Origin of the sequence: Anaerococcus sp., assembly GCF_022770135.1 — a bacterium.
In the GTDB taxonomy this organism is placed as follows: Bacteria; Bacillota; Clostridia; order Tissierellales; family Peptoniphilaceae; genus Anaerococcus.
Genome location: NZ_JALEIL010000045.1, coordinates 1 through 12461, shown reverse-complemented (window position 1 = coordinate 12461; position 12461 = coordinate 1). Strand labels below are relative to the sequence as shown.

The 12461-nt window shown below is 36.4% G+C and carries 17 protein-coding genes and 1 tRNA gene; 12 read left to right on the top strand and 6 right to left on the bottom strand.

Annotation, left to right across the window (positions count from 1 at the left end):
- Positions 1-132 precede the first annotated feature (132 nt).
- The 4 genes from MRZ08_RS01790 to MRZ08_RS01775 are packed head-to-tail and all read right to left on the bottom strand — an operon-like array spanning position 133 to position 3626.
- Positions 133-627, bottom strand: coding sequence for a pyridoxamine 5'-phosphate oxidase family protein (locus MRZ08_RS01790; protein WP_297378644.1), 495 nt, complete (start codon positions 625-627; stop codon positions 133-135).
- Positions 624-1442 (bottom strand): 16S rRNA (cytidine(1402)-2'-O)-methyltransferase, encoded by an 819-nt coding sequence (gene rsmI, locus MRZ08_RS01785; protein ID WP_297378642.1) that lies wholly within the window; start codon positions 1440-1442, stop codon positions 624-626. The genes MRZ08_RS01790 and rsmI overlap by 4 nt, the downstream gene beginning before the upstream one ends.
- A gap of 9 nt (positions 1443-1451) precedes the next feature.
- A complete protein-coding gene (locus MRZ08_RS01780; RefSeq protein WP_297378640.1) occupies positions 1452-2153 on the bottom strand; it encodes a methyltransferase in 702 nt (233 codons plus the stop codon).
- A gap of 48 nt (positions 2154-2201) precedes the next feature.
- Positions 2202-3626: an aldehyde dehydrogenase family protein gene (locus MRZ08_RS01775; RefSeq protein WP_297378638.1), complete on the bottom strand. Its 1425-nt coding sequence runs from the start codon at positions 3624-3626 to the stop codon at positions 2202-2204.
- A gap of 99 nt (positions 3627-3725) precedes the next feature.
- On the opposite strand from MRZ08_RS01775, the gene glmM reads away from it, so the two are divergent.
- The 10 genes from glmM (at position 3726) to MRZ08_RS01725 (ending at position 9402) form a co-directional block, all read left to right on the top strand.
- Positions 3726-5072, top strand: a complete 1347-nt coding sequence (gene glmM, locus MRZ08_RS01770; RefSeq protein ID WP_297378636.1) for a phosphoglucosamine mutase — start codon at positions 3726-3728, stop codon at positions 5070-5072.
- On the top strand, positions 5072-5392 hold the full coding sequence (locus MRZ08_RS01765; RefSeq protein ID WP_297378634.1) for an aspartate 1-decarboxylase (aspartate alpha-decarboxylase): 321 nt from the start codon (positions 5072-5074) through the stop codon (positions 5390-5392). The genes glmM and MRZ08_RS01765 overlap by 1 nt, the downstream gene beginning before the upstream one ends.
- 81 nt (positions 5393-5473) lie before the next feature.
- The gene (gene rpmG, locus MRZ08_RS01760; protein WP_004836270.1) at positions 5474-5623 is read left to right on the top strand and encodes a 50S ribosomal protein L33; all 150 of its coding nucleotides are present in this window, start codon (positions 5474-5476) and stop codon (positions 5621-5623) included.
- 8 nt (positions 5624-5631) lie between these two features.
- Entirely contained in the window at positions 5632-5814 is a 183-nt protein-coding gene (gene secE / locus MRZ08_RS01755) for a preprotein translocase subunit SecE (protein WP_297378631.1), read from the top strand.
- 7 nt (positions 5815-5821) lie between these two features.
- Entirely contained in the window at positions 5822-6445 is a 624-nt protein-coding gene (gene nusG, locus MRZ08_RS01750) for a transcription termination/antitermination protein NusG (protein WP_297378629.1), read from the top strand.
- Between the two features lie 54 nt (positions 6446-6499).
- On the top strand, positions 6500-6928 hold the full coding sequence (rplK, locus tag MRZ08_RS01745; protein WP_015778075.1) for a 50S ribosomal protein L11: 429 nt from the start codon (positions 6500-6502) through the stop codon (positions 6926-6928).
- 36 nt (positions 6929-6964) lie between these two features.
- Entirely contained in the window at positions 6965-7675 is a 711-nt protein-coding gene (gene rplA / locus MRZ08_RS01740) for a 50S ribosomal protein L1 (RefSeq protein ID WP_015778074.1), read from the top strand.
- Positions 7676-7869: 194 nt separating this feature from the next.
- A complete protein-coding gene (gene rplJ / locus MRZ08_RS01735; RefSeq protein WP_297378624.1) occupies positions 7870-8418 on the top strand; it encodes a 50S ribosomal protein L10 in 549 nt (182 codons plus the stop codon).
- Between the two features lie 31 nt (positions 8419-8449).
- A complete protein-coding gene (rplL, locus tag MRZ08_RS01730; protein WP_297378621.1) occupies positions 8450-8833 on the top strand; it encodes a 50S ribosomal protein L7/L12 in 384 nt (127 codons plus the stop codon).
- A 116-nt stretch (positions 8834-8949) separates the two neighbouring features.
- Positions 8950-9402 carry a Fur family transcriptional regulator gene (locus MRZ08_RS01725; RefSeq protein WP_297378646.1) on the top strand — a complete coding sequence of 151 codons (453 nt, stop codon included), beginning with the start codon at positions 8950-8952 and terminating at the stop codon, positions 9400-9402.
- Positions 9403-9782: 380 nt separating this feature from the next.
- Here the strand turns inward: MRZ08_RS01725 and MRZ08_RS01720 are convergent, their stop codons facing one another.
- Entirely contained in the window at positions 9783-10625 is an 843-nt protein-coding gene (locus tag MRZ08_RS01720) for a neutral zinc metallopeptidase (protein WP_297378618.1), read from the bottom strand.
- 87 nt (positions 10626-10712) lie between these two features.
- Here MRZ08_RS01720 and MRZ08_RS01715 point away from each other — a divergent pair, with 87 nt between their 5' ends.
- The gene (locus MRZ08_RS01715; RefSeq protein ID WP_297378616.1) at positions 10713-11726 is read left to right on the top strand and encodes a putative sulfate exporter family transporter; all 1014 of its coding nucleotides are present in this window, start codon (positions 10713-10715) and stop codon (positions 11724-11726) included.
- Between the two features lie 153 nt (positions 11727-11879).
- Here MRZ08_RS01715 and MRZ08_RS01710 read toward each other — a convergent pair.
- A tRNA-Thr gene (locus MRZ08_RS01710) sits at positions 11880-11955 on the bottom strand.
- Between the two features lie 163 nt (positions 11956-12118).
- On the opposite strand from MRZ08_RS01710, the gene MRZ08_RS01705 reads away from it, so the two are divergent.
- On the top strand, positions 12119-12461 hold a 343-nt coding region (locus tag MRZ08_RS01705; protein ID WP_297378613.1), incomplete at its 3' end, for a GTP-binding protein.

Below are 12461 nucleotides of genomic sequence, written 5' to 3'. Positions count from 1 at the left end.
AGCATAACTTCCTCCATCTTTAGTATATTTATACCCAAAGATGGCTTGATTTAAGCGTTTGCCGCATAGAAAAAGTAGACGAATTTGTGTTTTTCATCTACTTTGTCTACAGTCTGAGGGGACGAAAGTCCCCTAATTTATATTTGATTTTCCGCTAATTTCTTCTATTTTTATTTTATAACAAGCAGTAATATCACCATTCATATCGACAGCCATTTTTATATAATCATCTAGATCTGGGTAGAATTTCTTACATATGAGGGTAAGGGCCAGGTCTCTTTCTTTTTTATCTTCTATTAGAGAGCAAGTCCCCTCAACTATTGCCGACTCGTATTTTAAGGTAAAAAGCTTAGCGAGCTTTTTTGGCTCCTTCATGATTTCTTCTTGCCTAATTGGATCGGGCAGGTAATTATCTCCTACAAAGACTATTCTTACATGGTTTTCTTTTTCTAAGAGTCTGTTCTTTTCTCCTATTTTTGCCCCGTGAAAGTAAAGGTAATCTCCGTCTCTCGCAAAGCTAAGGGGGATAGAGTAGCCATCATCAACAATTGTCATTACGCCAAAACTTACTTTATCGATTATCCCTAGGGCAAAAGTCTTATCTTTTTCTCTATCTTTTCTTCTCATTTACTTAGCTCCAAAACATAGTCATAGATTTCGTTTTTGCCAAGGTTTGATTTTTTCTTGATTTCTTTTACGATTTCCTTGGTGCGTTTGCCTTCTTCTATAGATTTTAGTATTTCATCCTTGTAGGATTCGATAGATTCTTCTTTCCTTTCTCCTCCTTCAAGTATTAGAACAAACTCTCCCTTCAAGGTCACATCTTCTATATCTATATCAGAGATTAGACTTTGTCTATATTCTTCAAACTTTTTTGTAAGCTCTCTTGCGATAGCAAGTTTCCTCCTAGGGAAAAGTTCCTTAAAATCAGCTAGGGTCTTTTCAAAATTGTGAGGAGTATCTAGGATAATAGAGGTCTTTTCTTCATTTTTTAGGTTTTCATAAAATATTTTCCTATCAGCTGACTTTTTTGGTATAAAGCCATAATAGGAAAACTTGTCATTATCTAGGCCTGACCCAACAAGGGCTGTGATTATGGCACTTGCTCCAGGAAGAATGGTGTAGGTAATATCTTCTTCTATACATTTTTTGATGAGTATATGGCCTGGATCAGATATACCTGGCATACCTTGGTCGGTAATTACAGCGTAGGTCTTCCCTTTTTTTATTTCTTCTATAATATCTATAGACTTGGCTGATTCGTTAAACTTATGATAGGAGGTGAGGGGCTTATCTATGTCGTAGTAGTTTAAAAGCTTTCTCGATTCCCTTGTATCTTCACAAGCTATCACATCCACTTCCTTAAGGACATTAATGGCCCTAATAGTCATATCCTCCAGATTTCCAATTGGTGTAGGTACAAAATATATTTGATAATCCATAAAACCTCCTTAGTCCAAATCATTTATTTGTTTCATTTCTTTTGAATAGGAACTTCCTTCATATATGACTAAAGGATCCTCTATCTTTAGCCCATCCCTTGCGTTTTTTACAAATTCTACTAGGATAAACTGGGGTTTTTCGTATACCCTTGATTCTACAAAACGAACCCTCTTAGGCTTGAGATTGCCCGACTTATTGAAAATCTCTACCATCCTCTCAGGTTTGTGAATCATAAAAAGCTTTCCCTTATCCTTGAGGGTCTTGTTAGAAAAGGCGAAGATATCTTCGAGCTTCAAGTATTTTTCCTGCCTAGATATAAGAAACTCCTCTTCCTTATTTCTTATATTGTCGGTAATTTTATAGTAGGGTGGGTTGGTAATTATATAATCAAGAGAATTTTCCTTAAAGTCAATATTATTTAGGTCCTCGTTGATAAGATCGATATTTTCTATATTATTTAAGCCTATATTTTCTCTTAAAAGATCTGCCTTATCCTTTTGGATCTCGACTGAATAGACTTTCTTAAGCTGATAGAGGGAGTTTGTTAGAAAAGAAAGGACACCAGAGCCTGCTCCTATATCAAGGGCTGTTTTACCTTTCTTCATCCTTGCGAAATCTCCCAGTATTATGGAGTCCACTCCAAAGGAGTAAGACCTATCGACATGTATCATTTTTATATTTGTTCTTGGTAGGTAATCTAATTTCTTCATACTTTAATTATAGCAAATAAAAAAGAGGGATGAAACCCTCCCTTGTAACTAAGCTGTATGGATTGATTTAGGCTCTAGATATTCCATTAGTCCAAATCGTCCACCTTCTCTGCCGACTCCTGATTGTTTGTAACCTCCAAATGGAAGTTCTGGGCTTCCTCCAAAGGAGTTGACATAGACATCTCCAGCCTTTATTTCATAGGCTATCTCCAATGCTTCTTTTTCATTTCCGAAAACTGCTGAAGATAGGCCGAAGTCTACTGCATTAGCGACCTCAATTGCTTCATTCTTATCCTTAACTTTAATTATAGAAAGAACTGGACCAAAGATTTCCTCATCGTGGATTTTCATACCTGGCTTAACATCAGTAAATATTGCAGGTTTTACATAATAGCCTACTTCGCTTTCTTGAGGGACTTCTCCTCTTAGAAGATGTGCACCTTCTTTAAGGCCTTCTTCGATATAGGATTTAACCTTATCAAATTGCTTCTGACTTGAAAGTGTTCCTACAACAGTAGACTCATCTTCTGGATTTCCCACTGGATAATTGTCATATTGCTTTAGAAATTCTTCTAGGACCTCGTCGTAGATATCTTCTGTTATTATAGCCCTAGATAGGCAAGAGCAGGTTTGACCTACATTAAGATAGACTCTGTCGAGAACTTGCTTAACTCCGTCTTCTTTATTACAACCTCTAACAAATACCCCAGGAGACTTTCCGCCAAGCTCTAGGACTACCTTCTTTGCAGTATCCATAGCGTTTTTGGCAGAAGCTGATCCACCGGCAAGGCTTCCTGTGTAGGAGACCATAGCTACATGAGGGTTTGTGTTTAGTATATCTCCAACTTCGGCACCAGATCCTGTTATAAGATTGAAGACTCCCTTAGGAAGACCTATCTCATCGAAGGACTTGGCTACGAAATATGCAGTAAGAGGTGTATCTGAAGCTGGCTTTTCTACTACAGGGCAAGCCATAAGTATTGCAGGAATAATCTTCATTATGATTTGACCTAGAGGATAGTTCCAAGGAGTAAGGCTTGCTACAACTCCGATTGGCTCCATTCTTACAAATCCTCCATTCATTTCGATTTTATAATCTATTAATCTTGCTTGGTCTATAAAAGTATCTATCCTTTGGATTTGCTTATCAAACTGACCAGGCTTTGCGATTTTTATAGGAACTCCAAGCTCTTTAAGGATTGTATCCATAATCTCATCTTCATGATCTATTAGCCAGTTCTTAAACTTTTCAATATAAGAAATTCTTTCCTCAAGACTAGTCTTGGAAAATCCCTTAAAGGCTTCATATGCAGCATCACATGCGAGATTTATCTCGCTAGCAGTAGCCTTAGGCACTTTTCCTATTATCTCTCCTGTTGCAGGATTTTCAACTTCAATCCATTCATTGGACTTACTTTCGATATATTCTCCATTTATATATAATTTTTCATTATTTAAATTCTTAAAACTCATCTATTCCTCCTTATATAATAGCTACCCAAATTTTTTCTTATTTATCGAAAGGGTATAATATTTACGAACAATATACTTAAGCGTGTAAAGGAGATATATATGAAATATTTTGGTACGGATGGATTTAGGGGAGAAGCTAACAAGTCCCTTAATGTATACCATGCTTTTAAAATAGGAAGATTTATTGGAGATTATTTCTCGAAAAATAAAAATGGAAATGGAAAAATCCTTATAGGTAAGGATACAAGAAGAAGTTCTTATATGTATGAGGCTGCTCTTTCTGCAGGAATTACTTCATCAGGTTCAAACGCCCACCTCATGCACGTAACACCAACGCCTTCTGTTTCTTATATAACAAAGACAGAAGACTTCGATTGTGGGATCATGATTACAGCAAGCCACAATCCTTACTATGACAATGGGATTAAGATTATAAACAGCGAAGGGGAGAAGATGGAAGATTCTTTCCTAGAAGAGCTAGAAAAATATATAGATAGCGATATCGAAGATATTGATCTTGCAGTTGATGAAAATATAGGAAGAACTGTAGACTTTATTGGAGGAAGAAATAGATATATTGCCTATCTTATCCAAACTGTGACCAGATCTTTTGAAGGAATCAAGGTGGGACTTGACTGTGCAAATGGGGCAAGCTTTACTATAGCTAAACCCGTCTATGACGCCCTAGGAGCAGATACTTTTGTAATAAATGCTGATCCTAATGGCTTTAATATCAACAAGGATGCAGGCTCAACCCATATAGAAAATCTCCAAAAATTCGTAGTAGACAACAAACTTGACATAGGCTTTGCCTTTGACGGAGATGCTGATAGATGTATAGCAGTAGATAATAAGGGAGAAGTAATCGATGGTGATTCTATCCTTTATATATCTGCCAAACACATGAAAAAAGAAGGCGCGCTAAACTCTAACACTGTTGTAACTACAGTGATGAGTAATATTGGTTTATACAAGGCTTTCGATGAATTGGGAATCGACTATGTTAAAACTGATGTAGGTGATAAATACGTTCATGCTTGTATGGATGAAAATGGCTACGAACTAGGTGGAGAGCAATCAGGCCACATCATTTATAAGAAGTTTGCCAATACAGGTGATGGAATATTAACATCTCTTAAGTTAATGGAAGCAATGATTGAAGAAAAAACTGACATAGCAAGCCTAAGAAGAGACTTAAAAATCTATCCACAAAAGCTTGTCAATGTTAAAGTAAAAGATAAGGAAGAAACCCTAGGAAACAAAGAAGTCCAAGAAAAAATCAAAGAAGTAGAAGATAAATTACAAGATAGCGGTAGGGTCTTGGTCAGAAAAAGCGGAACCGAGCCACTAATTAGAGTTATGGTAGAAGCTGAGACAGATGAGATTGCAGAAAGTTCTGTAAATGAAATCGTAGACAAAATTACGGATTTGGGTCTAAGTATATAATGAAGGATTTTAGGACGGGAAGAGAAATAGATATAAGAGAAGCTGTTCTCGTCGTTGGAAATAAAGTTTATGCCAAGGAGTCATTCATAACAGTAGATACATCAAAGCTTATAGATTATCCTCCCAAACTCTACTATGACAAGGACGAAGAGCTTTTGGGAAAGATGTATGACGAGGGGGTTTTTGAGCTAGAGGATATAGAAGATATCTTATTAGATTATGAAGACCAATGCTTTTCCAACCATGACATAGAGGATATGAGAAAGTTTCTTATAGAAAGAAGGAAAAAATTCTACGAAAAACTTTCACAAAACCAATAAAAATCTTTGACAAAACTGCCTAATAGTGGTATTATCATACCCTGTATGGAAGTATCCGTATAAATTTATAGGAGGTGTTTTATGGCAGATAAAGTAAAAATGGAATGTACAGAATGCAAAAACAGAAACTATGATACAACAAAAAACAAAAAACATCATAGCGAAAGATTAGAGCTAAAGAAATATTGCCCATTCTGTAAAAAACACACTGTTCACAGAGAAACAAAGTAGGAGCATATATGGCTAAGAAAAAGGATTCTTTCTTTTCTGGCGTATCAAGAGAATTTAAGAAGATTCAATGGCCGACAAAGAAGACCGCATTTGAGTATTCTTGGATAGTAATTGCAATCTCAGCGATAACAGCTTTGGCAATTTGGCTACTTGATCAAGTATTCCAAGCCCTACTTCAAATCATAATGTAGGTGTGAAATGACAGATTCTTACGATTTCTCAGAAAACAAAGAAGAAGAAAATTTATCAAAAGATAAAGAAATTTCAACAGAAGAATCTAAGGATAGAGACTTAGAAGCTATCAAGGAAAATGCCAGATGGTATGTAGTGCATACCTATACAGGCTATGAAAACAGAGTCAACGACAAGATACAAATGATGATTGACAATGAACAAAACCCTGATATCTTAGAAGTTACAGTGCCAACAGAAGAGTATGTTGAAGTAAAAAATGATACTAAGAAGGTAAAAACTAGAAAGCTATTTCCAGGATATGTAATGGTTAAGATGAATATCACTAACAAAAGCTGGTATATCATCAGAAATACCCAAGGTGTTACAGGATTTGTAGGACCAGACGGAAAACCAGTTGCTCTAACTCCAGCAGAAGTTAGAAAGTTCGGAGTTAAGGATGAGGCGCCTATCCTTAATATCAATGTCAATGTTGGCGATGATGTAAATATCATAAGCGGTCCGTTTGAAGGATTCGTAGCTAAGGTTGAAGAAGTTGATAAGGAAAAAGGCTCTATCAAAGCTTTTGTAGATATGTTTGGTAGAGATACCCTTATAGATCTAGATTTTACAGATATCGAAACTATTTAGTAACTGTCGAAGTTAGTGGGAGGGCTTGGCCCGCAAAACCACAAGGAGGTAAAAATGGCAGATAAAGAAGTAAAAGCATTAGTAAAACTACAAGTACCAGCAGGAGCTGCATCTCCAGCACCACCAGTAGGTACAGCACTCGGACCACACGGAATCAATATTATGGAATTCGTGCAAGCATTTAATTCAAAGACAGCAGACCAAGCTGGAATGATTATACCGGTAGAAATGACTATTTATGCGGATAGGACATTTGACTTTATTACAAAAACACCACCAGCACCAGTATTAATCAAAAAAGCTATCAATCTTCAAAAAGGTTCTGGAGAACCAAACAAGAACAAGGTTGGTTCAATCAAGAGAAGCCAACTTGAAGAAATTGCAAAGACAAAAATGCAAGATCTTAACGCAGCTAGCTTAGAAGCAGCTGTAAGCATGATAGCTGGAACAGCAAGAAGTATGGGAGTTACTGTAGAAGATTAGTGGGAGATATAAATCGTAGACCACAGGAGGAATTAAATGGCTAAAAGAGGAAAAAGATATATTGAAGCGAAAAAATCTTTCGATTCAGCAAAAGAATACACACTAGACGAAGCTTTAGATATAATTGAAAAAACAGCAAGTGCTAAGTTTGACGAAACAGTAGAATTACACTTCTCACTTGGAGTAGATAGCAGACACGCTGACCAACAAGTAAGAGGAACAGTAATCCTTCCTCATGGAACTGGTAAAACTCAAAAGGTTTTAGCTTTCGTTAAAGAAGATAGAATCGACGAAGCACTAGCAGCAGGCGCTGACTATGCAGGTGGAGAAGATCTAGCAGCTAAGATCCAAAACGAAGGATGGCTAGACTTTGACGTTGTAGTAGCTACCCCTGACATGATGGCAGTTGTAGGAAGACTTGGTAGAGTACTTGGACCACAAGGCTTAATGCCAAACCCAAAAACTGGAACTGTTACACCAGATGTTAAAAAAGCTATCGAAGAGATCAAAGCTGGTAAGGTAGAATACAGAACAGACAAAGCTAACCTTATCCACGTACCAACAGGTAAAGTATCTTTCGGAAAAGAAAAACTAGCTGAAAACATCAGAAGCTTACTAACAGCTGTTGCAAAGGCAAGACCAGCTGCTGCAAAGGGTAAATACATGAAATCAGTTACTCTTGCATCAACTATGGGACCTGGAATCAAATTATCTCCAGCAAGAGCTATGGATTTAGTTGAAAAATAAATTTGCAAAAAAATTATTTTGTGATATAATAAATAAGTCAAATAAACAGGCTACCAAAGACTACGCAGACAGAAATGTTTAATTATTGCGTATAGGTGGGAAGAAGAATCTACATCCCCACCGATGTAGGCAGGATTAATCTGCCTGATGTGGGGATTTTTATATACCTACCAAAGCCTATAGGAGGTGAAATAGTGAGCGAGAAAGCTATAGCAGCTAAACAAGAAGTCGTAAACGAGATTAAAGAAAAAATCGAAAACGCACAATCAGTAACATTAGTTGGATTTGACCGTATGGATGTAAAAGAAATTACAGACCTACGTAACAAGTTCAGAGAAAAAAATGCTGAATACAAAGTTTACAAGAACACAATGATGAGATTTGCCTTCCAAGAGTTAGGATATGAAGAACTCATTGACGAACTTAAGGGATCAAACGCACTAATCTTCTCAAACGAAGACTTAGTTAACGGACCAAAAGTAGCAGTTGATTACACTAAAGAAGGCGACGAAGAAAAAGAAAAATTAGTTCTTAAGGCAGGAGTTGTTGAAGGAAACTTCCAAACTGGTGAACAAATGATGGCAATTGCTACATTACCACCAACAGATGTACTACACTCTATGCTAGCTAACGTACTACAAGCACCAATCAGAAGACTTGCAGGAGATCTTAACAACACAGTATCTAAGATTGCAATTGCTCTTGATGCGGTACGTGAGAAAAAAGAACAAGCAGGCGAATAATAAAATATAAACATTAAAGGAGAATATAATAATGGCAAGCGAAAAAGTAACAAACCTATTAGAAGAAATCAAAGAACTTACAGTACTAGAACTATCTGACCTAGTAAAAGCAATCGAAGAAGAATTCGACGTAACAGCTCAAGCAGCAGTAGCAGCAGCTCCAGTAGCAGCAGCAGGTGCAGGTGAAGCAGCAGCAGCTGAAAAAACAGAATTCGACGTAATTCTTAAATCAGCAGGATCAGCTAAAATCAACGTAATCAAAGTTGTTAAAGACGCAGCTGGACTTGGACTAAAAGATGCTAAGGCACTTGTAGATGCAGCTCCAAAAGCAGTAGCTGAAGGCGTTGCTAAAGATGCAGCTGAAGAACTAAAAGCTAAACTAGAAGAAGCTGGTGCTGAAGTAGAACTTGCTTAATCTATTTAAGTAGAAGGGCCCTCTTTGAGGGTCTTTTATTTTGCTTATTTGACAATTTGATAAAAATAAGTATATTAGTAATATAGAACTATTCTAATATTAGAAAGAGGCAAATGGTGGAAAAGATTATTAATGAGCTGAGAAATGAAGAATACAATCAAAGATTACCCAAACTCAGAGAGCTTTTAGCAAACCACAATATAAGGGTTTCACACCAAAGGCTTCTGATACTTGATTATCTAATAATGAATCCTACCCATCCTACGGCAGATACAATCTATAAGGATTTAAAGAAAGTGGATCCGGTTATAAGTCAGGCGACAGTCTACAACACCCTAAATCTTTTAGTTGAGCATAAACTAGTCAAGGAACTTGACTTTAATATGTCTAGCAAGAGGTATGAGTTCAAAAAGACCAACCACGGTCATTTTATCTGTGAGTCATGTGGTCTTATAGAAGATTTGGATGTCGATGACTTAGAATATCCTGAAGAGCTTAAGGAATACGAAATAGATAATGTAGAGGTAATATACAGGGGTTTGTGCCCAGTTTGTTTACATAAAGATTAAGATGACTTGTGCTTTTTAGCGCAAGTTTTTTATTGGGAAATTTATATATTTTAGAGTGAATTTACTATCTTAGCCTATAAGAAATTATTTGATAACAAACTTTAATCCGTGACTATAAATATTATGGAGCTTTACATGTATTAAGTCAGACGATTCTAGTGGTTTGATTTTAAATTTATCCAGGCAGTTAAGGAAAATCTTCTGCTAGAATAATTGCCAGGCGATGATAAAAGGGAATTGATAAAATATAAAGAAAGATCTAAAATCACAAATTTGTAAGGATATAATTTTCTAAAAATCCTAAACTACTTAATGTTTTGCCTATAGCTAAAAAGTAGTATTTCCGAATATAAAAACAGGTGGACTATAATCCACCTGTCCTATATATTCAAATCCTCAAAAAACTTCATAGAATGATCTATATCGTGATATTTAAAGCCAAGGTCGAAGGCTTCTTTTCTTTGGGCGCTAGATCCGTGGGTGAAGGAATCAACGTCTACATCACGACCTGCCATTTCCTGGATCCTATCATCACCAATCGCTGAAGCTGCATTTATAGCCTCTTCTATATCTCCTTCTTCAAGATAGCCCTTTTCCTTTACATAATAGGCAAAAAGTCCTGCAAAATAATCTGCCTGAAGCTCTTGGGCTACAGAAACTTTATTGTACTCTTTCTCTGATAATCTCTGTCTTAAGTCATTAGTCTGCTTGATAATACCAAGTTCATTTTGGACGTGGTGGCCTACCTCGTGGGCTAGAACATAGGCAAGAGCAAAGTCCCCACCGCCTCCAAATCTGCTCTTTAAATCATCGTAGAAGGAGACATCGAAATAGACCGTCTTATCTACTGGACAATAGAAGGGCCCCATCCTCGATTGGGCAATACCGCAGCCAGTTTTTGTCGTATCCTGATAGAGGGTCATCTGTGCTTCGTGATAGATACCGCCTTTTTCTTCAAACTTCTCATGCCAAACATCTTCAGTATCAGCAAGAATTACTGACAAGAAGTCTTCTAGGGTTTCTCTTTCCTTTGAGACTTCACTTGATTCTATTTGTGTGTTTTGATTTACTTGTTGATTATCATTAGTTACTACACTAGGGTCAACTCCCAAAAAATATAAGAGTAGCATAATTACGATTCCACCAATGCCTCCTCCTACAGCTATAGGAGCCTTGGATCCTCTATTGACATTAGAAGATCGTCTTCTATCTTCCCATTTCATATTTACCTCCATATTTATTTCCTTATATTTATACCCTTAAGTTAAATAAATATGATATAATACTAATGCTATTTAAAGGAGGAAAAATTGAAAAGAATACGAACAATAATACCAGGCTTTGTCTTGGCGATTTTCATTGCTATTATAGCGAAATTTATTGAAAACATCCTACCTATGCATCTAATAGGAGGATCTGTAATTGCTTTATTTATAGGAATGTTCCTAAACAATTACATAAATACTGATGGAATATTAAGTGATGGAATCAAGTTTACATCAAAAAGATTACTTAAATTTGCAATAATTCTTTTGGGAGCATCCCTAAATATAAGGATGGTCCTAAATGTAGGTAGATTATCTATTTATGTAATGGTCTTTACCTTAGCTACATGTTTTGGCTTGGGTCATTTTATTGGAAAGGCCTTAGGCCTAAATTGGAAGATGAGTAATCTCATATCAGCAGGAACAGGAATCTGTGGAGGATCTGCAATAGCTGCGATTGCTCCAGTAATAGATGCAGAAGATACAGACGTAGCCTATGCCATGAGTGCTACATTTCTATTTGATATGCTTATGATAGTCTTATTTCCAATAATGGGTAAGGCTTTAGGACTTAGCGACATTGCTTACGGTCTTTGGACAGGAACAGCTGTAAATGATACATCAAGTGTTGTAGCGGCAGGATTTGCTTTCTCAGAAAAAGCAGGGGACTTCGCTGTTATGGTTAAGCTAACTAGAACTCTTTCTATAATTCCAACCGTGATTATATTCTCACTAATCAATAATCACATCAAGAAAAAAGAAGGTTCTACAAGTGAAAGTAGGAAACTATCCATCACATCAATATTACCATATTTTATACTAGGATTTTTGCTAATGGTTGGCTTAAACTCAGCTGGTGCATTTAGACCAGAAACATCAGACTTACTCAAAAACATAAGTAAGTTCTTAATGGTAGCTGCCCTTGCGGCAATTGGACTTAATACAAAATTCAATGAAATGAAAAAATCAGGAATTAACCCAATGATTCACGGATTTATTATATCTCTTCTAGTAGTAATAGTTGCAATTAGTGTTGAATACTTTATGGGTCTTGTCTAAGTAAGAAAAAATAAAATCGAAAAATTCGCCCCTTCAATTAGAAACTTTAGCTAGTTTTTAAATGTAGGGGCGTTTTTTAGTTTTTGAAAAGCTGTGTGAATAGTAATTGATAAGCGTTTTTTATTTAAATCCATATAAAATTGGGCAAAAAAATGGAGCCACTTCCCGGAATTGAACCGAGGACCTCTTCCTTACCATGGAAGCGCTCTACCTACTGAGCTAAAGTGGCACATATATAATTGTACACCATAAAAAATAAAAAGCAAATTTCTGTGGGGAAATTTTATTAATAATATATTTTAATATAAAAATCTATCTGGTATAATAAAATTAATAGAATTTTTGTTAGCTTTATGGTATTATAGACTATATGAGTATATTAGGAGGATTAAATGAGCAAACAAACATTTGAAAGAAGCAAACCACATATTAATATTGGTACAATCGGCCACGTAGACCACGGTAAAACAACAACAACAGCAGCAATCACTCAAGCCCTAAACAAAAAATACGGTACAGGTGAATACGTAGACTACGAACACATCGATAAGGCACCAGAAGAAAGAGAACGTGGAATCACAATCAACACTTCTGTAGTAGAATACGAAACAGAAAATAGACACTATGCCCACATCGACGCTCCAGGCCACGCTGACTACGTTAAAAACATGATCACAGGTGCAGCACAAATGGATGGTGCTATCATCGTAGTATCTGCAGCAGACGGTCCAATGC